The 23019-nt window shown below is 65.5% G+C and carries 21 protein-coding genes; 6 read left to right on the forward strand and 15 right to left on the reverse strand.

Features of this window, described 5'->3' with window-relative positions; all coding sequences use genetic code 11:
- Nucleotides 1-59: 59 nt before the first annotated feature.
- The 3 genes from SD196_RS00560 to SD196_RS00570 form a co-directional block, all read right to left on the reverse strand.
- Nucleotides 60-776 (reverse strand): carbonic anhydrase, encoded by a 717-nt coding sequence (locus SD196_RS00560; RefSeq protein ID WP_275609557.1) that lies wholly within the window; start codon nucleotides 774-776, stop codon nucleotides 60-62.
- Nucleotides 777-1052: 276 nt separating this feature from the next.
- The gene (locus SD196_RS00565; protein WP_331315287.1) at nucleotides 1053-2111 is read right to left on the reverse strand and encodes a PA0069 family radical SAM protein; all 1059 of its coding nucleotides are present in this window, start codon (nucleotides 2109-2111) and stop codon (nucleotides 1053-1055) included.
- 454 nt (nucleotides 2112-2565) lie between these two features.
- Complete coding sequence (locus tag SD196_RS00570; protein ID WP_416311785.1) at nucleotides 2566-4158, reverse strand: inorganic phosphate transporter; 1593 nt, start codon at nucleotides 4156-4158, stop codon at nucleotides 2566-2568.
- Between the two features lie 375 nt (nucleotides 4159-4533).
- Between SD196_RS00570 and SD196_RS00575 the strand changes: the two genes are divergently transcribed.
- Together SD196_RS00575 and SD196_RS00580 are read left to right on the forward strand one after the other, a co-directional pair.
- The gene (locus tag SD196_RS00575) at nucleotides 4534-5613 is read left to right on the forward strand and encodes a hypothetical protein (protein ID WP_331315291.1); all 1080 of its coding nucleotides are present in this window, start codon (nucleotides 4534-4536) and stop codon (nucleotides 5611-5613) included.
- A gap of 86 nt (nucleotides 5614-5699) precedes the next feature.
- Entirely contained in the window at nucleotides 5700-6344 is a 645-nt protein-coding gene (locus tag SD196_RS00580; protein WP_416310951.1) for an HAD family hydrolase, read from the forward strand.
- A 305-nt stretch (nucleotides 6345-6649) separates the two neighbouring features.
- Here the strand turns inward: SD196_RS00580 and argE are convergent, their stop codons facing one another.
- The 5 genes from argE to SD196_RS00605 form a co-directional block, all read right to left on the reverse strand.
- Nucleotides 6650-7801 carry an acetylornithine deacetylase gene (gene argE, locus SD196_RS00585; RefSeq protein ID WP_331315295.1) on the reverse strand — a complete coding sequence of 384 codons (1152 nt, stop codon included), beginning with the start codon at nucleotides 7799-7801 and terminating at the stop codon, nucleotides 6650-6652.
- 120 nt (nucleotides 7802-7921) lie between these two features.
- On the reverse strand, nucleotides 7922-8596 hold the full coding sequence (locus SD196_RS00590) for a DUF1028 domain-containing protein (protein ID WP_275609563.1): 675 nt from the start codon (nucleotides 8594-8596) through the stop codon (nucleotides 7922-7924).
- An 87-nt stretch (nucleotides 8597-8683) separates the two neighbouring features.
- The gene (locus SD196_RS00595; RefSeq protein ID WP_207884764.1) at nucleotides 8684-9094 is read right to left on the reverse strand and encodes a RidA family protein; all 411 of its coding nucleotides are present in this window, start codon (nucleotides 9092-9094) and stop codon (nucleotides 8684-8686) included.
- A gap of 3 nt (nucleotides 9095-9097) precedes the next feature.
- The gene (locus tag SD196_RS00600) at nucleotides 9098-10426 is read right to left on the reverse strand and encodes an NAD(P)/FAD-dependent oxidoreductase (protein WP_343576156.1); all 1329 of its coding nucleotides are present in this window, start codon (nucleotides 10424-10426) and stop codon (nucleotides 9098-9100) included.
- A gap of 386 nt (nucleotides 10427-10812) precedes the next feature.
- A complete protein-coding gene (locus SD196_RS00605) occupies nucleotides 10813-11733 on the reverse strand; it encodes a LysR family transcriptional regulator (protein WP_343576158.1) in 921 nt (306 codons plus the stop codon).
- A 137-nt stretch (nucleotides 11734-11870) separates the two neighbouring features.
- On the opposite strand from SD196_RS00605, the gene SD196_RS00610 reads away from it, so the two are divergent.
- The 4 genes from SD196_RS00610 to SD196_RS00625 all read left to right on the forward strand — a co-directional run bounded on the left by SD196_RS00610 (nucleotide 11871) and on the right by SD196_RS00625 (nucleotide 16440).
- The gene (locus SD196_RS00610; protein WP_343576160.1) at nucleotides 11871-13217 is read left to right on the forward strand and encodes an aspartate aminotransferase family protein; all 1347 of its coding nucleotides are present in this window, start codon (nucleotides 11871-11873) and stop codon (nucleotides 13215-13217) included.
- Complete coding sequence (locus tag SD196_RS00615) at nucleotides 13218-13526, forward strand: cupin domain-containing protein (protein WP_275609567.1); 309 nt, start codon at nucleotides 13218-13220, stop codon at nucleotides 13524-13526.
- A 173-nt stretch (nucleotides 13527-13699) separates the two neighbouring features.
- Nucleotides 13700-15196 (forward strand): CoA-acylating methylmalonate-semialdehyde dehydrogenase, encoded by a 1497-nt coding sequence (locus tag SD196_RS00620; RefSeq protein ID WP_275609568.1) that lies wholly within the window; start codon nucleotides 13700-13702, stop codon nucleotides 15194-15196.
- A 206-nt stretch (nucleotides 15197-15402) separates the two neighbouring features.
- A complete protein-coding gene (locus SD196_RS00625; protein WP_416310952.1) occupies nucleotides 15403-16440 on the forward strand; it encodes an ABC transporter substrate-binding protein in 1038 nt (345 codons plus the stop codon).
- Between the two features lie 181 nt (nucleotides 16441-16621).
- On the opposite strand, the gene SD196_RS00630 is transcribed toward SD196_RS00625, so the two are convergent.
- The 7 genes from SD196_RS00630 to SD196_RS00660 all read right to left on the reverse strand — a co-directional run bounded on the left by SD196_RS00630 (nucleotide 16622) and on the right by SD196_RS00660 (nucleotide 23019).
- On the reverse strand, nucleotides 16622-17047 hold the full coding sequence (locus SD196_RS00630) for a GNAT family N-acetyltransferase (RefSeq protein WP_331315310.1): 426 nt from the start codon (nucleotides 17045-17047) through the stop codon (nucleotides 16622-16624).
- A gap of 92 nt (nucleotides 17048-17139) precedes the next feature.
- A complete protein-coding gene (locus SD196_RS00635; RefSeq protein WP_331315312.1) occupies nucleotides 17140-17946 on the reverse strand; it encodes an NYN domain-containing protein in 807 nt (268 codons plus the stop codon).
- Between the two features lie 89 nt (nucleotides 17947-18035).
- Complete coding sequence (gene siaD / locus SD196_RS00640) at nucleotides 18036-18824, reverse strand: biofilm regulation diguanylate cyclase SiaD (protein ID WP_275609573.1); 789 nt, start codon at nucleotides 18822-18824, stop codon at nucleotides 18036-18038.
- A gap of 5 nt (nucleotides 18825-18829) precedes the next feature.
- Nucleotides 18830-19210: a biofilm regulation phosphoprotein SiaC gene (siaC, locus tag SD196_RS00645; protein WP_275609574.1), complete on the reverse strand. Its 381-nt coding sequence runs from the start codon at nucleotides 19208-19210 to the stop codon at nucleotides 18830-18832.
- Between the two features lie 26 nt (nucleotides 19211-19236).
- A complete protein-coding gene (siaB, locus tag SD196_RS00650) occupies nucleotides 19237-19779 on the reverse strand; it encodes a biofilm regulation protein kinase SiaB (RefSeq protein ID WP_275609575.1) in 543 nt (180 codons plus the stop codon).
- A 9-nt stretch (nucleotides 19780-19788) separates the two neighbouring features.
- Entirely contained in the window at nucleotides 19789-21777 is a 1989-nt protein-coding gene (siaA, locus tag SD196_RS00655; RefSeq protein WP_343576170.1) for a biofilm regulation protein phosphatase SiaA, read from the reverse strand.
- Between the two features lie 192 nt (nucleotides 21778-21969).
- Entirely contained in the window at nucleotides 21970-23019 is a 1050-nt protein-coding gene (locus SD196_RS00660) for a protein-glutamate methylesterase/protein-glutamine glutaminase (RefSeq protein WP_275609577.1), read from the reverse strand.

The following is a 23019-nucleotide window of genomic DNA, read 5'->3' on the forward strand; positions in this document are numbered from 1 at the left end:
TCAAGTCAGACGCGGGGCGCGGCGTTTGTTCTGAGGGCCGCCGCGCCCCTGGAAGCTTTTTACTGAGGGGAGTAACGCGGGCGCGGAGTGGCGTTGGGCGTCGGGCCTTCGCCGTCGAGGGCGCGGAAGCGGCCTTCCTGGGCGTCGTAGGCCTTGATGGCGCTGGTCTCGATGTCGTACACCCAGCCGTGGATGAACAGCTGGCCGGACGCCAGGCGCGCCGCCACCGAGGGGTGAGTCTTCAGGTGATCCAGCTGGGCCACCACGTTCTCCTCGGTGAGGATGCCCAGGTGCTCATGGCTGGCGCAGCCACAGGTCTGCGCGACCACTGTGCGAGCCACTTCGGCGTGGCGCAGCCATGCTTTTACCGTCGGCATGCCTTCCAGCGTCTGGGGCGCCAGCACCGCTTTCATCGCGCCGCAGTCGGAGTGACCGCAGACGATGATGTGCTGCACGCCCAGGGCCATGACCGCGAACTCGATGGCGGTGGACACGCCGCCGTTCATCTGGCCGTAAGGCGGCACGACGTTGCCGACGTTGCGGGTAACGAACAGGTCGCCCGGCGAACTCTGGGTGATCAGCTCCGGAACGATGCGCGAGTCGGCGCAGGTGATGAACATGGCGCGCGGGTTCTGCGCGTGGGCCAGCTTCTTGAACAGCTCTTCCTGCTGCGGGAAGACCTCATGACGGAATTGACGGAAGCCCTCGACGATATGGCGAAGCGCCTCATCAGCAGATTCGTGGGCGTGATCCTCACCGTGCGTTTTGTCGTTCATGTATCAGCCTCGAAGAATGACGAAGAATTTTCCCACGCCAGCCGACGCTCTCCCCAGGGAGAAAAGGCACAGCCGTGGGAAAAAATCTGTCGTGACCGGTAAGTCACTTTGTGCTCAAACCCTAGAGAAGTAAGATTAAACCAAAATTAAAAAACCGCTCTGGCATGAGCTTTTGCATGATGTTTCGCCGATATTTCGCGATGATATCGGCAAGCTATCATGGCGTTGCGATGTTGCCGTGATGTCGTTGCGCTTGTCGAATTTTCCCGCAACGTGTCAGAACAGGCTCATCTGGCTTCGCGGTGGTGCGAAGGCCGTGCAGTCCAGGCCGAAGCCGCCCCGGCGGTTCAGCCCCAGGCGGCGTAGAGCGACCTCGAAGCGCTTGGCCAGCAGCTCGGCGAATGGCCCCTCGCCACGGAAGCGGTGGCCGAAGCGGCTATCGTAGATTTCCCCGCCGCGCACCTGGCGGATCAGGCTCATCACATGGTTGGCGCGCTGCGGGTAGTGCGCCGCCAGCCATTCCTCGAACAGCGGCCCGACTTCCCGGGGCAGGCGCAGCAGCATATAGCTGGCGCTCTGCGCGCCGGCGTCGTGCGCAGCTTCCAGCAGGGCCTCCAGTTCGCGGTCGTTGATCATCGGGATCATCGGCGAACACAGCACCCCCACCGGAATGCCCTGTTCGCGCAGCACGCGAATCGCCCGCAAGCGTGCCGACGGCGCAGCGGCGCGGGGTTCGAGGATGCGTTTGAGCTCATCGTCCAGGGTGGTCAGGCTGATCATTACCCCGACCAGGTTCTGCTTCGCCAGCTCGGCGAGCAGGTCGAGATCGCGCAGGATCAGCGAGCCCTTGGTGACGATGGTCACCGGATGGCGGAAGCGCAGCAGCACTTCGAGGATCTGTCGGGTCAGGCGCTGCTGGCGCTCGATGGGCTGGTAGGGGTCGGTGTTGGCGCCCAGGTTGATCGGTGCGCAGACGTAGCCCTTCCTGCTCAATTCCTGCTCCAGTACCTCGGCGGCGTTGGTCTTGGCGATGAGTTTCGTCTCGAAATCCAATCCTGGCGACAGGTCCCAGTAGGCATGGCTGGGCCGCGCGTAGCAGTAGATGCAGCCGTGCTCGCAACCGCGATAGGGGTTGATCGAGCGGTCGAAGGGCAGGTCCGGCGACTGGTTGCGGGAGATCACCGTTTTCGCCAGCTCGGTACGGATTTCGGTCACCTGGGGCCTGGGGACCTCATCGAGCCAGTCGTTATCCACAGGCACCGAGGTGGTCGGCGCGAAGCGATTGTGCGGATTGCTGGCGGTGCCACGGCCGCGGGGTGGGAGCTGGGAGGTCATGTGGGAAGGCTCTGAAAGAATGCTGTATATAAATACAGTAATCCACGGAGTTTTCCACAGCCAGCGTGAACCGCCCGGTGGTCGGATTCACGCCTGTAGGGCGTATAACGCTCCGCGTTATACGCCGATTGATCCTGGTTCCAGCGCGCTTCGAGGTTGGCCATGAAGGCGCGCTGGGATCGGTGAGTCGGCGTACAACCGCGAACGGTTGTACGCCCTACGACCATGCTGGTTGAGGAGCTGTTGTAGGAGCAACTGTCTTGTCCCGGCTGAATCTGTGCCAGGGCTTTCCCCCTCACCCCAGCCCTCTCCCTCAGGGAGAGGGAGCCAGATCGTGCCGGCTGACAGAGTGCTTTCATCCTGCACCGGACGGTCCCCTCTCCCCCTGGGAGAGGGTGAGGGCCGACCCGAGCGCAGATGCATCTCGTAGGAGCGGACTCTGTCCGCGAAACGATCAAAGCACCCGCGCGAACACCCAGTACAACCCCGCCGCCAGCCCGATGGCCGCCGGCAGGGTGAGCACCCAGGCCAGCAGCATGTTGCGGATGGTCGGCCACTGCAGGCCGCTGCCGTTGGCGGCCATGGTGCCCGCCACGCCGGAGGACAGCACATGGGTGGTGGACACCGGCAGGCCGAAGCCATCCGCCGCGCCGATGGTGAGCATCGCCACCAGTTGTGCGGCGGCGCCCTGGGCGTAGGTCATCGGCGTCTTGCCGATGCCTTCGCCGACGGTGGTGACGATGCGCCGCCAGCCCACCAGGGTGCCCAGGCCCAGCGCCAGGGCGACGGCCACCTTCACCCACACGGGAATGAAGCGGATCGTCCGTTCGCCTTCGCTGCGCAGCGCCTGCAGGGTGCTCCAGGTTTCCAGGTCGACGTTCTGCTCGCTGTGGTCGAGCATGCGGATGGTCTCCAGGCTCAGGTACAGGTCGTTGCGCAGGGCCTGCACCTCCTCGCCGGGGACCTTCGCCATCTCGCCGTGCCGCTCCAGGCGCGCAGCGACATCGCCGATGACCGCGCCCAGCGCCGGCAACAGGCCCGCATCGACGCGCGCGTCCTGCTGATAGGCCAGCAGCACCTGGCGCGGGTCGCCACTGGCGGCGCCGCCGGCATGTTGCAGTTGCGCCTGGCTGGCCTGGGCCAGGCTCAGCAACTGGCGGGACTGCTCCAGGGAATGGCCGCGATCCACGGCGAACGCCAGCGGAACGGTGGCGATCAGGATGAGCATGATCAGGCCGATGCCTTTCTGCCCGTCGTTCGAGCCATGGGCGAAGGAAACCCCGGTACAGGTGACGATCAGCAACCCGCGAATCCACCAGGGCGGTGGCGTGCGCCCTTCGGGCGAGCGGAACAGCGCGCGGTTGCCAATCCCCGCGCTCATCGCCCGCAGCAGCACGAAGGCGCTGAAGAAGCCGACCACCGGCGACAGCAGCAGCGCATAACCCACCGTCAGCAACTGCGACCAGGCACTGCCGGACAGCCCCAGGTGCCCGGCCATTGCGCCATGGGCCAGGCCGATGCCGACGATGGAGCCGATCAGCGTGTGCGACGAGGACACCGGCAGCCCCAGCCACCAGGTGCCGAGGTTCCACAGGATCGAGGCGATCAGCAGGGCGAAGATCATCGCCAGCCCCGCGTTGCTGTCTACCTTGAGCAGCAGGTCCAGCGGCAGCAATGAGACGATGGCGAAGGCCACCGCGCCGCTGGAGAACAGCACGCCGAGGAAATTCCACAGCCCCGACCAGGCCACCGCGAAGCGTGGTGGCAGGGCGTTGGTGTAGATCACCGTGGCCACGGCGTTGGCCGTGTCGTGGAAACCGTTGATGAATTCGAAGCCCAGCGCCACCAGCAGGGCGATGACCAGGACCAGCATCGGCCAGCCCGGTTGCAGCGATGTGCCGCTGGCGCGAATGTCCTGGCCGAGGCTGGTGAAGGTGAACACCAGGGCCCCGGCCAGCAGCAGAAAGAACGTCAGGCGCCCCTTGAGGCCATGGGTTTCGCGCAGTACGGGGCTGATCGGGAACTGGGTCAGGCGCGAGGCGCGCATCACTTCCAGCAGGCCATAGCGGTCAAGCACGGTAGTGGCGCTCCCTCCGGGGAGTGAATGGGATGTCGGTCACGGCGGATTCCTTGCGGTGATGCGCTACAGACTAGCCGCCCTGCGGGCGACCGGCCTCAACGCAGGTCAATCGACAGCATTTTCCGGTTGCCAGCGGGCCGTTCGCCGGGAACCGCCGGACGGCCCGCTGGCGCCGATGCACGGCCCTATACTGAAGCCTGGACGACCGGACGCGCTATGTGCCCGGCCAGGGTCAGGAGCGGGCGGCAGGTCCTTCGGACGCCGTCGAGCCGGCGAGCGGCCATGAACAGTCTGTGTTTCTGCAGTGCCATCGGGGCGCCCTGGCGACGGTGCGGTGTCCTCATGTTGCTTCTGCTGGCGCTGGCCGGTTGTTCCCATCGCCCCCCCGAGCCTGTCGGTCCGGTCAGCGAGGCCACCTGGCGGCAGGTGGACGCCGACATCGGCGCCGCCTCCCTCAATGCCACGTCCCAGGCCCGCGCCTACGCTGAAGGCGCCATGGAGCACTGGATGGACCTGGTCTACCAGCGCACCGACAGCAAGTTCATCCCCTGGTTTTCCAGCTACTGGACGCAGCAATGGCTGAGCATGAAGGTCGCCTGGTACAAGATGGGCTCCCAGGGCGATCTCGATCCCACGGTGGATCGGCTGGCGGCCTACCTGCAGGAGGAGTACCACGAGCAGGTGCTGGTGCCGGTGGCCAGAGAGCTCGACCCCGACTCCATCATGGAAACCGCTGCCCGGCGTTACATCGGCGCGCTGGTGGAGGCCCTCGGCGCCATTCCCCAGCGCCGCGGCGTGCCGCAGAAGGCCTTCGACGAGCACCTGAGGGGCATTCCGGCGATTTCCCTCGGTCCGCCGTCGAGCCGCGACGCTTCGCTGTATGACGTGGTGCGCGCCAAGGACGTTGGCGAACTGCCGGCCTTCGCCGCGCTGATGCAGGAGATTCGCAAGGCGGCGGGCAAGGCGGGCGCCGGCACCAAGGTCAGCGGGGTTTCGCCGGTGGCCCAGCGAACCAGTGCCAAGCTGGTCAACGAGCTGCGCAATCGCAGCATCGCCGGGGTAGTCGCCAGCGCCGCCGGCAAGGTCGCGGGCTCGATCATCTCGGTGGCTTTCACCCTGTTCAGCCTGAGCAGCAACGACCATGACCGTCCCGAGGTGGAAAGCCAGTTGCGCAAGGAGATCAACGAAGCCTTCGACGAGCAGTGGCTGCTGCTGATGCACGACTCGCAGGGCGGGGTGATGGCGGGTGTCGACTACCTCGGCGGGCGGGTCCTGCAAAGCCTGACGGGGCAGCTGGCGCAACCGGTGGAGAATGGGCAGGGGACTGACGACGTTCAGTCCTTCGGCGCTACGCCGCCTCCGCCCATCGACGCCAGCGGCGGAATTCGTGTGCTGCGCCAGGGGCAGGGGGCCGCACCCTGAGCGCGACGTTCGGCGCCTGACGCTTCGCGCAGGCGGCCATGCGCAGTATCCTTGCCGCCCGACTTTCGCGGCCGGACGCTGATCCCATGCATTACCAGAACATCCTCTTCGACCTCGACGGCACCCTCACCGACCCGCGTGAAGGCATCACCCGTTCGATCCAGTACGCCCTCGCCCAGCTCGGCATCGACGAGCCCGACCTGCGCCAGCTCGAACACTTCATCGGCCCGCCGCTGCTGCAGTGCTTCATGAGCACCTACGACTTCGACGAGGCGCGCGCCTGGGAGGCGGTGAACCACTACCGCGTGCGCTTCAAGGAAACCGGGTTGTACGAAAACAAGGTGTTCGATGGCGTGGGCGAGTTGCTCGAAATGCTCGGCGGCCAGGGCCGCACGCTGTACATCTGCACCAGCAAGCCGACGGTGTTCGCCGCCGAGATCGCCCGGCACTTCGACTTCGCCCGAAACTTCAAGGTGATCTACGGCAGCGAGCTGGACGGCACGCGCACCAATAAGGTCGAGCTGATCGAGCACCTGCTGGGCATCGAGAAACTGGACCTTGCGCAGACGCTGATGATCGGCGACCGCAAGCACGACCTGATCGGCGCCCATCGCAACGGCCTGTCTGCTGCCGGAGTGGGTTACGGATTCGGTAGCCGCGAAGAGCTGCTGGCGGAAAATCCGGCGCATTACTTCGCGAGCATGGACGAGTTGCGCGCGGCGTTTGCCTGACGGCGTTGCGGCTTACCTGTAGGAGCAGATCTTATCCGCGATGGCCGTGGCACGGCGTCGGGATTTCGCGGGCAAGGTCCGCTTGTACGAGATGCATCTGCGCTCGGTTTGGCCCTCACCCTAACCCTCTCCCAGGGGGAGAGGGGACCGTTCGGTGCAGGATGAAACCTTCGCGTCAGCCGGCTCGGACTGCCACCTCTCCCTGAGGGAGTGGGCTGGGGTGAGGGGTAGGCATCGGCACGGACTACCCGGAAGAAGACAGTTGCTCCTACGCGATGCACACCTCGCGCGCGGCTTTGCTCACATCAGCCGCGCAGCCACTCCGCCAGGCGCGCCATCATCGCGTCGCACTTGGCCAACTGTTCCAGGCTGACGAACTCGTCCGGCTTGTGCCCCTGGTCCATGCTGCCGGGGCCGCAGACCACGGTGGGAATGCCGACCTGGTCGAACAGCCCGCCCTCGGTGCCATAGGCCACGGTGGAGAACTCGCGGGAGCCGCTGAGCAGGGCGATCAGGTCGGCCGCCTCGGTCTGCGGGTCGGTAGCCAGTGCCGGGTAGGCGGACAGCGGGGTGAAGCGGATGTCCGCCTCGGCCTTCACTGCGCGCATCTTCGGCAGCAACTCGGCTTCGGCGTAGTCGCGCAGGTCATCGGCGACCTGTTGCGGGTCGTCACTGGGCAGCGCGCGCACTTCGAAATCGAACTGGCATTCGGCGGGCACGATGTTCAGTGCGCGGCCGCCATTGATAACGCCGGTCTGCACGGTGGAGTAGGGCGGGTCGAAGCGGGGGTCGTGGCGCTCCGGCGCCGCCAGGCGGGTGCCGATCTCGCCGAGGCGGCCGATCAGCTTCGCCGCGTACTCGATGGCGTTCACGCCCTGCGGTGCATAGGCCGAGTGGCAGGCCGCGCCATGGACGTTGCAGCGCATCGCCAGCTTGCCCTTGTGCCCCAGCACCGGCTTGAGTTCGGTGGGTTCGCCAATGATGCAGACCATCGGCTTGTGTTCGCGCTGCTCCAGCGCGGTGATCAGCGAGCGCACGCCCAGGCAGCCGACTTCCTCGTCATAGGAGAAGGCCAGGTGCACCGGCAGGCGCAACGGCTGGGCGAGGAAGGCCGGAACCGCCGCCAGCACGCAGGCGATGTAGCCCTTCATGTCCGCGGTGCCGCGACCATAGAGGCGGCCGTCGCGCTCGGTCAGCTCGAACGGCGGGACCGTCCAGTTCTGCCCGTCCACCGGCACCACGTCGGTATGCCCGGACAGGCAAACGCCGCCGCGATCCCGCGGGCCGAGGGTGGCGTAGAGGTTGGCCTTGCCGCCTTCGGCGTCGTAGAACAGCTCGCTCTCGACGCCTAGACCTGCGAGGTAGTCGCGGATGTATTCGATCAGCGCCAGGTTGGGATTGCGGCTGACGGTGTCGAAGGCAATCAGCTTGGCGAGGATTTCACGGCTGGTAGACATGGTCGGGTCCTGCTTCTTTGCTTTTTGTAGGAGCGAGCTTGCTCGCGAACAAAACCCGCAGCGAGGCAGGGTTCGCGAGCAAGGACTAGGCGTCCCCCTCGCTCCTACATGTTCAAGGCATCACTCGTCGCCCGGCACGCCGTAGCTCGGCGCCTTGGTCGGGTCGAGGGCGCGGGTGAGGTAGTCCTGCAGCTGCGGCTTGTAGGCGACCCAGAGCTTTTCCAGCTCATCGATCGGCGCCTCGTCGGCCCAGTCTACGCGCAGGTCGACGATCGGCCAGACCAGGTCGCCCACCACCTTCATCGCCGCCGAATGCACCGGACCGGCTTCGCCACCGGCGGCCATCGCCGCCTGCATGGCCGCCAGCAGGCGCTCGGCCAGGCAGCCGTCGGCCTGCTCGAAGGCGCGGGTCATGGCTTCCATTACTGCCGTGGAGGACAGCAGGTTGCCCGCCGCCACGCAGTTCTCGCCGGCCACCGCGTGGTTCACGCCCAGCGCTTCGCTGCCGGTGAACAGCGCGACCTTGCCGTGCTGGTCGATCACGGTCACCTGGCGGTACTGGCTGTAGCCGTTGCTCGACAGCGCCTTGTCCAGTGCCGCGCCAGGCTCCAGGCCGGTTTCCAGCAGGTCCAGGATCTGCGGGCCGAGGGCCGGCAGGGTGACGTTCTGTGTGGCCACCGCGCCAACGCCGGCGCGTACCCAGGGGCAACGGGCGCCCACGGCAATGCTCGAGGAGCTGATGGCGATACCCAGCTGGCCGGTCTCGGCGCAGCGTCCAACGATGGAAAAGGTCATGGGAGCTCCTTAATCAATCCTGTGTCGTAAACGACAAAACGGCGAGGCAGGGAAATCCCCGCGTCGCCGCTTCGCCTCAGCCATTCATCAGTCCGGAATGACCGCGATGACGTCGATTTCCATCAGCCACTGCGGCTGGCCCAGGGCCGATACCACGAGGCCGGTGGAGATCGGGAACACGCCCTTCAGCCACTTGCCGACTTCCTGGTACACCGGCTCGCGGTAGCGCGGGTCGATGATGTAGGTGGTGGTCTTGACGATGTGCGACAGGTCGCTGCCGGCTTCTTCGAGCAGCTGCTTGACGTTCTTCATCGCCTGCTCGGCCTGGGCGCGCGGGTCACCCAGCCCTACCAGGTTGCCCTCGAAGTCGGTGCCGACCTGGCCGCGTACGTACACGGTGTTGCCGGCGCGTACGGCCTGGCAGAGGTCGTTGTCCAGGGTCTGGTTCGGGTAGGTGTCCTTGGTGTTGAACATGCGGATGCGAGTATGGGTAGGCATCTCTTACTCCCAGGAAGCGGCTTTTTGAACGGAGGCTTCGCGCTGCGAAGCGTCCTGGTATTCGACATATTTACGCTGGGTGGCGATGTGGCCGGCCACGTGCTTGGCGTCGTGCCAGACACCCCAGATGAACGAGGAGCCCCGGCGCGACAGCCACGGCAGGCCGACGAAGTACACGCCCGGCTCGCGGGATACGCCACGCTGGTGCTTGGGCTTGCCCTTCTCGTCGAAGGCATCGACCTGCAGCCAGTTGAAGTCCACGGCATAGCCGGTGGCCCAGATGATCGAGGTGATGCCGGCGGCGGCCAGGTCCAGTTCGAGGATAGGGTTGCGTACGCATTCGGCGTCCGGGTAGACCTTGCGGGCCTCCGGCTCTTCCGGCAGGTCCAGGCCGTTGCGCTCGATGTAGGCATCGGCGGCGTCCAGCAGGCCCAGGTAGTTCTCGTCGCCCGCCTTGAGGTTCTTCAGCAGGTCGTCCTGGAAGGTCACCTTGCCACCTTCGAAGGCCTTGGTCAGGCCGACCAGGGTGATGCCCTCGTTGGCCAGGCGGCGGAAGTCGATGGTCTCGCCACCACGGGCACCGCTCACGGCGATGGTCACGTGCTCGCGACCCGGCTGCACTTCCTCGGCGTCCCACAGGCCGAGCACACCCAGCCACCAGACGAAGTCACGGTTGCGGTAGGAGCGCGGCGGACGGTCATGGGCGCCCACGGAGAGGAAGACCTTCTTGCCGGCGCGGTTCAGCTCGTCGGCGATCTGCACGCCGGAGGAGCCGGCGCCCACCACCAGCACGGCGCCTTCGGGCAGCTGCTGCGGGTTGTAGTACTGGGCCGAGTGGATCTGCTGCAGGCTCTCGGTCTTCGGCGCAATGGCAGGGATCACCGGGCGCTGGAACGGGCCGGTGGCGGAAACGATGCGCAGGGCCTGGAGGGTGCCTTCGGAGGTTTCCACGGTGAAGCCGGGACGGCCGTTGTTGCGGGTCACCTTCTTCACTTCCACGCCGGTGTGGATCGGCGCGTTGAACTGCTTGGCGTAGGCGACGAAGTAGTCCGCTACCTGCTCCTTGGCCGGGAACTCGTCCGGGCCGACGGAGAATTCCATGTTCGGGAAGCGGTCGTGCCAGGCCGGGCCGTTGGCGACCAGGGAGTCCCAGCGGCCGGTGCGCCAGGCTTCGGCGATGCGGCTCTTCTCCAGCACGATGTGCGGTACGCCCAGGCTGGTCAGGTGCTCGCTCATGGCCACGCCGGCCTGACCGGCGCCAACGACCAGCGTATCGATTTCCAGGTTATCGAGCGACTTCTTGGCGAAGGCGTTCGGATTCAGCTCGGTCATGGCTTGCTTCCTCTGACTCTGATCTCGTTGTTCTGCTTGTTGCGGCTAGTAGCGAGGTGCTTGGGCGCATTCTGTTCAGAGGCTGGCAATAGCGAAATTATGTTTTTTGTAGTCGCTGGCTAGGGAAAAGCTGTCGGGCCGCAAGCCACGCGGCATGCGGGCCGAAAGGGCGGGGGTATAGGATTTTTGGTGGCTGGGGTGACAAATTGGATAGGCAGCGTGTGGGCAGGGCGCCGTAGGCGGTTTTTCCAGGCTTTGGGTCAGCCGCGTAGGGCGTACAACCGTTCGCGGTTGTACGCCGATATACCTTGCCCTATCGCAGCTCCGTGGCTGATCTCGGCATGCCTTGAAGTCACGCGGAGCGTTATACGCCCTACGGGTACGGATTATCGGCTCTCCGCCACCGCCTCCAGGAACCGCTCCAGCACCAGGTTCGGCCGGCGGCCCTTGCGGGTGACCACGGTCAGCGGGATGTCGTACTGGAAGCGCTCCGGCCGCAGCGCCCGCATGCGGCCCTGGGCGACCCAGTCGGCGGCGTAGTGGTCGGGCAGGTAGCCGATGTAGCTGCCGGTGAGGATCAGGAAGGCCATGCCCTCGCGGTCGGAGGCATTGGCGCCGCCGCGCAGTTCCTGATGCCGCTCCTGCGCCTCGGCGGGAATGCGGTAGCTCGGCGCCACGGCATCGCAGGCGTGCACTTCCTCCACCGTGATGCTCGCGTCGTCGCGTTCGAACAGCGGGTGTTCGCGGCTGCAGTACAGCAGCGAGCGTTCTTCATAGAGAGAGGAGTACTCCAGCCCCGACAGCGGACTGATCAGCGGCACCACGCCCACGTGCAGGCGTCCGTCGAGCACGCCCAGCTCGATCTCGTTGGGCGTGGTCATGCCGATATTGATCCGTACCCCCGGCCCGCTGGCCTTCAGCGCGCGCAGGGCATGGGTGATGCGCATCTGCGGCAGAGTCACCAGGTTATTGATGATGCCGATGTTCAGCGCGCCGCGCAGGTGTTGGTGCAGCTCGTTCACCTCCGCGCGAAAACCCTCCAGCGCCGCCAGCAGCGACTGGGTGGCGCGGTACACCTCGCGGCCCTCGTCGGTCATGGCGAAGCCGGCGCGGCCGCGCTGGCACAGGCGCATGCCCAGACGTTTCTCCAGGTCGCCCATGTGCAGGCTGATGGCCGAGCGGCTGATGCCCAGCGTGCTTTCCGCGGCCGAGAAGCTGCCGCACTCGACTATGGTTTTGAAGATGCGCAGCAGGCGGATCTCGAAGTCGCTGACCTGGCCCAGGGAGGGCGCGCGGGATTTTGCCATTTTAGTTTTACCAATTCGAAACTGAGCGTGAGAAGAATAGGCTTTAACTCACGTTTAGTCAGGCTCAATCTTGGGCTATCGCAGCAGGCACGACGCGGCCTGCGCGCCCAACAAGACTGTCGTCGAGGACAAGCTCCATGAACCAGCACGTGAACGTCACCCCGTCGGTGGCCAGCGAACTGAACCTGAAGGCCCACTGGATGCCCTTCAGCGCCAACCGCAACTTCCACAAGGACCCGCGCATCATCGTCGGCGCCGAAGGCAGCTACCTGGTCGACGACAAGGGCCGCAAGATCTACGACAGCCTCTCCGGCCTGTGGACCTGCGGCGCCGGCCACTCGCGCAAGGAAATCGCCGACGCGGTGTCCAGGCAGCTGACCACCCTCGACTACTCCCCGGGCTTCCAGTACGGCCACCCGCTGTCCTTCAAGCTGGCCGAGAAGATCGCCCAGATGACCCCCGGCAACCTGAACCATGTGTTCTTCACCGGCTCGGGTTCCGAGTGCGCCGACACCTCCATCAAGATGGCCCGTGCCTACTGGCGCATCAAAGGCCAGTCGCAGAAGACCAAGCTGATCGGCCGCGCCCGTGGCTACCACGGCGTGAACGTCGCCGGCACCTCCCTGGGCGGCATCGGCGGCAACCGCAAGATGTTTGGCCAACTGATGGACGTCGACCACCTGCCGCACACCCTGCAGCCGGGCATGGCCTTCACTCCGGGCATGGCCGAGACCGGCGGCGTCGAGCTGGCCAACGAGCTGCTCAAGCTGATCGAACTGCATGACGCGTCCAACATCGCCGCCGTCATCGTCGAGCCGATGTCCGGCTCCGCCGGCGTACTGGTACCGCCGAAGGGCTACCTGCAGCGCCTGCGCGAAATCTGCGACCAGCACAACATCCTGCTGATCTTCGACGAAGTGATCACCGCCTTCGGCCGCATGGGCAAGGCCACCGGCGCCGAATACTTCGGCGTGACCCCGGACATCATGAACGTCGCCAAGCAGGTCACCAACGGCGCCATCCCCATGGGCGCGGTGATCGCCAGCAGTGAAATCTACGACACCTTCATGGGCCAGAGCCTGCCGGAATACGCGGTGGAATTCGGCCATGGCTACACCTACTCCGCGCACCCGGTCGCCTGCGCCGCCGGCATCGCCGCGCTGGACCTGCTGGAGAAGGAAAACCTCATCCAACAGTCCCTGGAGCTGGCGCCGTACTTCGAGAAGGCCATCCACGGCCTGAAGGGCGCGAAGAACGTCATCGACATCCGCAACTGCGGCCTGGCCGGCGCGATCCAGATCGCCGGCCGCGACGGCGACGCCATCGTGCGTCCGTTCGAAGCCAGCATGAAGCTGTGGAAAGAAGGCTTCTACGTGCGCTTCGGCGGCGACACCCTGCAGTTCGGCCCGACCTTCAACGCCAAGCCTGAAGACCTGGACCGCCTGTTCAGCGCCGTCGGCGACGCCCTCAACGGGGTGGCTTAAGTGAGCGAACGTCCGAAGGCCGTCCCCACGGTACAGATCGACAACGACAAGGTCCTGGTCACCGAGTGGCGTTTCGCCCCCGGTGCCGAGACCGGCTGGCACCGCCACGGCATGGAATATGTCGTGGTGCCGGTGACCAACGGCGAGCTGCTGCTGGAAACCCCCGAGGGCGAGCGGCGCGCGCCGCTGGTCCTGGGCCAGAGCTACACCCGCCAGATCGGTACCGAACACAACGTGATCAACCCCTGCGATCACGAAGTGGCCTTCATCGAGATCGAGCTCAAGGACGGCCAGCCGCACGACCACTGAGCGCGCGGGCACGCAAGCAGGCATGCCGGGACAAGTCACCCTAGAGTGGCTGCCGGCGTGCCTTGCAGCCCACGCTTCACACCGAACAATCCCCTCTCCCTTCAGGGAGAGGGCTAGGGAGAGGGGCTCTTGAAAGAACCCCGCCCCACACTTTCAGCGAGAAGAGACAACCCATGAGCACCGTCAAGCACCTGATCGGCGGCGAACTGATCGCCGACACCGGCCGCAGCGCCGACGTCTTCAACCCGTCCACCGGCGAAGCCGTACGCAAGGTCCCCCTGGCCAGCCGCGCCACCGTGCAGAAGGCCATCGACGCCGCCAAGGCCGCCTTCCCGGCCTGGCGCAACACCCCGCCGGCCAAGCGTGCCCAGGTCCTGTTCCGCTTCAAGCAACTGCTCGAAGCCAACGAGCAGCGCATCGTCCAGCTGATCAGCGAAGAACACGGCAAGACCCTCGAAGACGCCGCCGGTGAACTCAAGCGCGGTATCGAGAACGTCGAATACGCCTGCGCCGCCCCGGAAATCCTCAAGGGCGAATACACCCGCAACGTCGGCCCGAACATCGACGCCTGGAGCGACTTCCAGCCCATCGGCGTGGTTGCCGGCATCACCCCGTTCAACTTCCCGGCCATGGTGCCGCTGTGGATGTACCCGCTGGCCATCGCCTGCGGCAACACCTTCGTGCTGAAGCCGTCCGAGCGTGACCCGAGCTCCACCCTGCTGATCGCCGAGCTGTTCGAAGAAGCCGGCCTGCCCAAGGGCGTGCTGAACGTCGTGCACGGCGACAAGGAAGCCGTGGACGCGCTGATCGAGGCTCCGGAAGTCAAAGCCCTGAGCTTCGTCGGCTCGACCCCGATCGCCGAGTACATCTATTCCGAAGGCACCAAGCGCGGCAAGCGCGTGCAGGCCCTGGGCGGCGCCAAGAACCACGCCGTACTGATGCCCGACTGTGACCTGGACAACGCCGTCAGCGCACTGATGGGCGCGGCCTACGGCTCCTGCGGCGAGCGCTGCATGGCCATCTCCGTGGCCGTCTGCGTGGGCGACCAGATCGCCGACGCGCTGGTCGACAAGATCGTCCCGCAGATCAAGGGCCTGAAGATCGGCGCCGGCACCTCCTGCGGCCTCGACATGGGCCCGCTGGTCACTGGCGCGGCGCAGGCCAAGGTCACCGGCTACATCGACAGCGGCGTCGAGCAGGGCGCCAAGCTGCTGGTGGACGGCCGTGGCTACAAGGTTGCCGGTCACGAGAACGGCTTCTTCGTCGGCGGCACCCTGTTCGACCAGGTGACCCCCGAGATGACCATCTACAAGGAAGAAATCTTCGGCCCGGTCCTGTGCATCGTCCGCGTGAACAGCCTCGAAGACGCCATGAAGCTGATCAACGACCACGAATACGGCAACGGCACCTGCCTGTTCACCCGTGACGGTGAAGCGGCCCGCCTGTTCTGCGACGAGATCGAAGTCGGCATGGTCGGCATCAACGTTCCGCTGCCGGTGCCGGTGGCCTACCACAGCTTCGGCGGCTGGAAGCGTTCGCTGTTCGGCGACCTCCACGCCTACGGCCCGGACGGCGTGCGCTTCTACACCAAGCGCAAGGCCATCACCCAGCGCTGGCCGCAGCGCAAGTCGCACGAAGCTGCGCAGTTCGCCTTCCCCAGCAACGGCTGAGGCTGACGAAAAAGGCATGGTCGGTAACGACCATGCCTTTTTTCTTTCCACCCCCTGAATTCCGCACACACGGCGATCCGCGCATCGCCGGGGCCCTGGTCGCGCCCACGACAAGCAAGCGACCAACCACTGTAGGTATCGAGCGCCGGTCCGCCGGCTCCCCGAACGTAATGGACGCAACACCCTGCAACGTGGAGACAACAATAATGACCAGGATCCTCAAGCTCACCTCCCTGGCGATCGCCCTCGCCGCCACCAGCCAGTCGTTCGCTGGCGACCTAACCGTCGTGTCCTTCGGCGGCACCAACAAGGACGCCCAGGTCCAGGCCTTCTACAAACCCTGGCAGCAGAACAGCGGCAACCGCCTGGTGTCCGGCGAATACAACGGCGAAATGGCCAAGATCAAGGCGATGGTCGACACCGGCAGCGTTGCCTGGAATGTCGTCGAAGTGGAAGGCGCCGAACTCGCCCGTGGCTGCGACGAAGGCATGTTCGAAGAACTCGATCCGGCGCAGCTCGGCCTCAAGCAGGAAGACTTCGTGCCCGGCGCTATCCAGCCCTGCGGTATTGGTTTCCTCGTCTACTCCACCGTGCTCGCCTACAACCGCAACAAACTCGCCAGCGCGCCCACCAGCTGGAGCGACTTCTGGGACGTCGAGAAATTCCCCGGCAAGCGCGGCCTGCGCAAGCTGGCCAAGTCCACCCTGGAATTCGCCCTGCTCGCCGACGGTGTGAAACCCGCCGAGGTCTACCAGGTGCTCGCCACCCCGCAAGGACAGGACCGTGCCTTTGCCAAGCTCGACCAGATCAAGCCGTACATCCAGTGGTGGGAGGCCGGCGCCCAGCCGCCGCAATTCCTCGCCGCCGGTGACGTGGTCATGAGCTCCGTCTATAACGGCCGCCTTTCCGCCCAGCAGCGCCAGCAGTACGGCCTGGACATCGTGTGGAACGGTGGCATCTACGAGTTCGACTCCTGGGCCATCCCCAAGGGCGCGCCGCAGCAGGACATGACCCGCCAGTTCATCGGCTACACCCTCGAACCCGAGCAGCAGAAGAGCTTCTCCCAGCACATCGACTACGGCGCCGCCAACCTCAAGGGGATGGAACTGCTGGACGCGAAACGCGTGGCCGATCTGCCCACCGCACCGCAGAACATCGAACAGCAGATCCCGGTCGACGTGACCTTCTGGACTGACCATGGGGAACAGCTGGAGCAGCGCTTCAATGCGTGGGCGGCGCGGTGAGTTAGCTGAAGACTCTCCCGCGATTACGCATGAACGAGAAAGGCCGGTCGAGTGACCGGCCTTTTCCGTTTCTGGATCGGTGGGCAAAAAGTCTGTACAGCTTCGTAGGGCCCAAGAGCATCATCGCGGACGGAGTCTGCTCCTACGGGAGCTTGCCGCGCCGCGTAGGAGTGGCTCCAGATCAGCCGAAATGCTTCTTCAGGTAAATCCGCTGATGCCCCGGCGGGCAGTCTTCCAGCACGCCCATGCGCTCGAAGCCCTGCTTCTCGTAGAAGCCCGGCGCCTGGAAGCTGTAGGTGTAGAGGAACACCCCTACGCAGCCGCGGCGGCGGGCTTCCGCTTCGGCCTGGGCGATGAGCTGGGCGCCGAGGCCGTTGCCGCGCTGGTCGCCCGGCAGCCAGAGGTAGTCGATGTAGAGCCAGCCCATGCCCGATTGGCCGAACATGCCGCCGACCACTTCGCCCTGCTCGTCGCGGGCGTAGAGCTCGAAGTCGTCGTAGGTGTTGCTGCGGCCCATCTGCTCGAAGTTGTAGGCGAGCAGGCCCTGGACAACTACCTCGCGCGCGCGAGGGTCGACGCCGAGGGTGAAGTTGAAGATGGGTTGCATGGTGCCCTCCGGATTGGCGAAAGCGACCAGTCTAGGGAGCTGGCGGCGGGTTGGGTAGGGTGCCTTTGGTAGGAGGGGCGGTAGAGCCGCACTCAGCGTGCAGCACTCACGTTACGCACGTACAAATCCTTTCCACCAGTGCTGCTGGTGCCTCGCGCCTGCAGTTCGAAGCGCTTGGGATTGCCTTTGATCAGGTCACTGAGCTTCTTGAAGCCATACAGGCGCGGATCGAATGCGGGCTGCAGCTTGCTGATGTTCTGCCCCAATGCACCCAGTTGAACCCAGTCGTCATCGTCTCCATCGATGTCATCGAGCACCTTCGCGATGAAGTCCAGAGGGACTTTCTGTGACTTGGGTTTGGCGATCTGCCTGGGCGTATCGCTGACGCTGGGCGGAGCGGTCTTATCGACTGCTGGGAGTGGCTCCGCAGCGACCTCGGGAGTCGCGCGCAGGATCTCCGTATAGACGAACTTGTCGCAGGCAGAGACGAAGGGCTTTGGTGTCTTTTCCTCGCCGAAGCCGTAGACGGTCAGCCCTTCCTCGCGCAGCCGCGCGGCCAGGCGGGTGAAGTCGCTGTCGCTGGAGACCAGGCAGAAGCCATCGAAACGACGGGTGTACAGCAGGTCCATGGCGTCGATGATCAGCGCGCTGTCGGTGGCGTTTTTGCCACTGGTATAGGCGAACTGCTGCATCGGCTGGATGGAGTGGTCCAGCAGCACCTGCTTCCACTTGCCCAGTTGTGGCTTGGTCCAGTCACCGTAGATGCGCTTTACGCTGGCAACGCCGTACTTGGCGATCTCTTCGAACAGCCCTTCGACGATGGCGGCGGGGGCGTTGTCGGCGTCAATCAGGACGGCGAGGTGCTTCTGCTGGCGGGGAACGGGGGTCTTGATAGCCATGTTGCATCCTTTCCTGGCGGTCCATGGACCTTAATCGGAGCTGGCAACAGATGCCAGAAGAGTGAAGCACACCGGTGCGTTGCTTCAGCTCACCCCTGCGCGAACTCGCACTTGTCCCGTCCGCTGCGCTTGGCGTCGAGCAGCGCCGCGTCGGCGCGGCTGACGGTCTGCGAGTAGCTTTCACCGGGCTGGTGTTCGGCCACGCCGAAGCTGGCAGTGACGGAGAGGGCTTCGGTGCCGACGCGTACGACGAGGCAGCGGATGTCGCTGCGCACGCGCTCGATGATGGCGGCGGCGTCGGTCAGGCGGGTTTCCGGGAGGAGGATGAGGAATTCCTCGCCGCCCCAGCGCCCGCAAAGGTCGTACTGGCGCAGCGCGGCCTGCATGGCGCGGCCGATTTCCACCAGCACGCGGTCGCCGATATCGTGGCCCCAGGTGTCGTTGACCTGCTTGAAACGGTCCACGTCGAGCATGGCCAGGACGTAGGTTTCTCGGTTGCGCTGGGCGCGCTCGCTTTCTTCGCGCAGGCGCTCCATCAGCAGGCGGCGGTTGGCGATACCGGTGAGCGGGTCGTGGGTGGAGGCTTCGCGCAGGGCGATGTTCAGGTCGCGCATCATGTTCTGGTAGCGGTCGGAGATGCGCGCGACCTTTTCCAGCTGGCGCAGCTGCTTGTGGTAGCGCTCGGACAAGGTGCTGTTCTGCGCCCGGGCCATGGACTGGAAACCGTCGGAAATCTTTGCGATGCGCTCCAGGCGCGCGAGCTGGTCGAGCGATTGCTGGTGTTTCAGGTACAGGGCCTCGCGCAGGGGGTGCCCTTCGTACTGAGGATCGGCCAGCAATTCGTCGATCAGCAGGTCCAGCTCGCGCTCGCTTGTCATGGCTCTTACTCGTCGTAGGCTTGGATGACGAACGGGAAGGTACAGTCCTCGCGGAATTCCTCGGCCAGCTCGGCGACGCGCTCGTTGCGGCGGTCGTAGTGCCAGGTGACGGTGGCTACGCGGCCGTCGCGGTGGGCTTCTTCGAGCAGGTCGAAGATGTCCATCATGGCCTTGATGGAGCTGGTGTTGAGGTACAGCAGGCGCAGGTCGAGGGCGAGCGGGCGCTGGGCCTGGGCGAGGAAGCGCTCGACCCATTCGATCACCTGGCCGAACAGTTCATAGGAGTTTTCCGGGTAGGAGTCGCCCTGCATCGTGAGGGTGCCGGCCTGCCAGTCGCCGTGGATCGAGGGGGTGGACTGGGTTCCTGAAATGTTGAGCTCGGTCATGGCTGGGTGTTCCTGAATTCGCAGGTTCAGATCACGGCGCGCAGGCTGAAGAAGGCGCGGCCATCGGGTTGTTCGGTGAGGGAAGTCTTGAGCGGCGCGCTGGATTTGCGGGCGATGTCCAAGAGGCCCAGGCCTGCGCCGGAGGTGGCTTCGGCATCGCGCGGGCGGCGCAGTTGTTCCTTGTAGGCGGCCTTGAGCTGGACCTTGTCGAGCCCGGCGATGGCCTCGATGCTGCGCACCAGGCTGCGGCCGTCCTCGATCTCCACCAGGTTGCCGGCGGAGACCACGTAGTGGCCTTCGTCGTTACGGGCGATGGCGACGGTGGCCGAGGCTTCCTGCTCGCCGTAGCCGCGTACGGCGGCGTAATGGCGGATGTTCTGGGTCATCTCGATGTACACCGCGAACACGTCCATGGCTTCGCTGGGATGCGCCTGTTCGGCTTGCAGGTAGTTGCGCAGGGCGTGACCGATTTCCTCGATCAGGCTGCGCGAGATGGGGCCGTTGAAGCAGAGCAGGATGCGTTGCCGGGTGAAGCTCTCGCGCATGGCCAACAGATCTAGCGATTCCATGGAATACCCCTAGTCGAATCGGAAGGAGAGGATGGTGATGTCGTCGCGCTGCGGCCGCTCGCCCTGGTACTGGGCCAGGGTCGCGGCGAATACGTCCGCCTGCTCGGCCAGCGGCCTGCGTGCGTGGCTGCGCAGCATGTCGGCGAAGCGGCTGTTGCCGAAGCCGAAGCCGTGTTCGCCGCCGGCCTGGTCGAGGAAGCCGTCGGTGCACAGGTAGTAGGTCCAGCCCGCTTCCATGGGGATCTCGACGTCCTGGTAGTCGCCCTGGCGCTTGTCGCCGATGGCGCGGCGCGCGCCCTTGTATTCGCGCACGTCGGTGCCGTCGCTGGCGAACAGGGAGATCTTCGCGCCGGCGAAATGCAGCACGCGGCGGCCGTGGTCGACGCGCACGAGCCCGGCGTCCATGTTGGTGGCCAGGGAGCGGGTGACCTGTTCCTCGCTGAGCATGCCGCGCATGACGTGGTCGGTTTCGCGCAGGATGGCGGCCGGGTCGTGGCTTTTCACGCTGTCCACCGCGTGGTCGATGGCGGCCAGGGCAAGCATGGTCATCAGCGCGCCGGGCACGCCGTGGCCGGCGCAGTCGACCACGCCGATCAGGCTGTCGCGGGGACCTTCGCGGTAGATGTAGAAGTCGCCGCCGACCACGTCGCGCGGTTTCCACAGGACGAAGTGGTGCTCGCCCAGGGATTTCTGCAGCTGGCGGTCGGGGAGGATGGCGCGCTGGATCAGGCTGGCGTAGTCGATGGAGTCACCGATCTTCTTCTGCGCGGCGGCCATCTCGCGGTTGGCGGCTTCCAGCGCCTGGGTGCGCTGCTGCACCTTGTCTTCCAGTTCCTCGGTATGCCGGCGCACCTGGTCGGCCATGCTGGCGAAGGCGGAGGACAGTTCGCCGATCTCGTCCGGGCGGGTGCGCGGCAGCGGGCTGTCGTACTGGCCGGCGGCAATTGCCTTGGCCGATTGCTTGAGGCCGCGCAGCGGGCGCAGCACCAGCAGGTCGACGGTGTAGGCGAAGCCGATCAGCAGGATCGCCAGCAGCCCTGCGAGGGTACCCACCAGCGGCCACATCCAGCGGCTGTCGAGCACCTGCGCGGCGTGCAGGTCGATGACGCTGAGCACGTGCCAGCGCAGTTGAGGGATGTAGGCCATGGCCAGCAGCTGGTTCTTGCCATCCACCGTCGCCCACATCATCTCGACTTCGCCGGGGTTGGCCTCGGCCTGGCGCAGAGTCTGGCGCAGGGCGTCGCGTTCGCGGTCGTTGCCCAGCAGGTCGAACACGCGGTGCTGCGCCTTGGCGCCGGCGCCGGAGGAGTAGGCGATCATGTTCGTGTCCGGGTGTGCCTGGATGGCGCCGTCGGGGGCGACGATCATCGGCGTCACCCCGGCTTCGCGGCGCGAGATGAACTGGTCGAGGAACTCGGTGAGGTCCAGGCCGCCGCCGGCCAGGCCGACCTTCTCGTTGCCGGAGCGGACCACCATGTTGAACCAGACCTTGGTGACCTTGAGCTTCTCGTTGTAGTCGACGTTGATGTTGTACGGCTCGTCGCGCGCCAGGGTCTCGAAGTACCAGGCGTCCTTCGGGTCGTCCTCGCTCAGGGTGTAGCGCGGCGAGTTGGACAGCGGCGAATTGGAGTCGTTGAAGTAGTAGTGGTGCGAGGCGTTCACCACCACGAAGTAGGAGTAGTTGTGCTGGTCGGCGCGGAAGCCCTCGGCTTCGCGGAAGAACAGCGAGCGGCGCGCCGGATTGTTCTCGGCGAGCATCCAGTCCTGGGTCACCACGGACTCGGCCAGCCGCCGCGACAGCGCAAGCTCGCGAATCACCGGAGCGATGATCTTCTGTTGGTTGAGCAGGGTGAAGTTTCTCGCAAAGGCGAGGCCGAAATGCGTGCGGATGTCCTCCATGGCCTTCCAGCCCAGCAACACCGCCGGTACCAACGCCAGAAGACAGGCGATGAGCAATGCCACCACCGATTTACCGCGCAACCCCCATCTTGCCGCCATGGCTCTCTCAGTTCCCCTCGTCGCCCGCCGTCTGCCGGTCTTTTGGCGAAAGCTCAATTGTGCAGTTTGTATACCGGCACAATCAAACCAAATTAATGGCGCAACGCCATAATTTTGGCGTCACGCTATCGACTGGAGAGTCTAGTCACTGTCTGAAAGATCGCTCAGGTGGCGTTCTGATTTCGTGCGCTACTAGACGCGATTTCCGCCGCCGCTCTGTCGAGCCTGGTGTAGGAGGGCCGCAGCGATGCGTTCCAGCGGCAGGACTTCCTTCGCCGCGCCCAGCTCCACCGCCTCGCGGGGCATGCCGTAGACCACACAGCTGGCTTCGTCCTGGGCGACGGTGTGGCCGCCGGCCTGGCGGATCGCCAGCAGGCCCCGCGCGCCGTCCTTGCCCATGCCGGTGAGCAGGGCCGCCAGCAGGTTGCGTCCGGCGCAGCGGGCGAGGGAGTCGAACATCACGTCCACCGCCGGCCGGTGGCCGTTGACCGCCGCCTCGTGCTGCAGGTGCACCACGTAGTTGGCGCCGCTGCGGCGCACTTCCATGTGGAAGTCGCCGGGGGCGATGAGTACGTGGCCGGGGAGGACGCGGTCGCCGTCGCGGGCCTCGCGCACGGACAGGCGGGTCTGGCGGTCCAGGCGCTCGGCATAGGACCTGGTGAAGCCCGGCGGCATGTGCAGGGTGACCACGGTGCCGGGACAGTCCGGCGGTAGTCCCAGCAACACTTCCTTGATCGCCTCGGTGCCGCCGGTGGAGGCGCCGATGGCGATGATCTTCTCGGTGCTCAGCAGCGGCCCGCCAGCCGCGACGCTCGCCATGGCCGAGGCGCTGGGCCTGCGCATCCGCGCACGGGCGGCGGTCTTGAGCTTGGCGCGGATTTCCTCGGTGTAGGCCTGCATGCCTTCGGCAATGCCCAGGCGCGGCTTGGCGATGAAGTCGATGGCGCCCAGCTCCAGGGCGCGCAGGGTGGCTTCGGAGCCTTTCTCGGTGAGCGAGGAAATCATCAGCACAGGAGTGGGCCGGCCCTTCATCAGCTTGTCGAGGAAGGTCAGGCCGTCCATGCGCGGCATTTCCACGTCGAGGGTGATCACGTCCGGCGAGTGCTGCTTGATCAGGTCGCGGGCGGCGAAGGCATCTGGCGCCAGGCCCACCAGTTGCAGCTCCGGGTCGCCCTGGATGATGTCCTTGAGCAGGCTGCGGACCAGCGCCGAATCGTCCACCACCAGAACCCTGACCGCCAT

Origin of the sequence: Pseudomonas macauensis, from assembly GCF_047902425.1 — a bacterium.
GTDB lineage: Bacteria > Pseudomonadota > Gammaproteobacteria > Pseudomonadales > Pseudomonadaceae > Pseudomonas.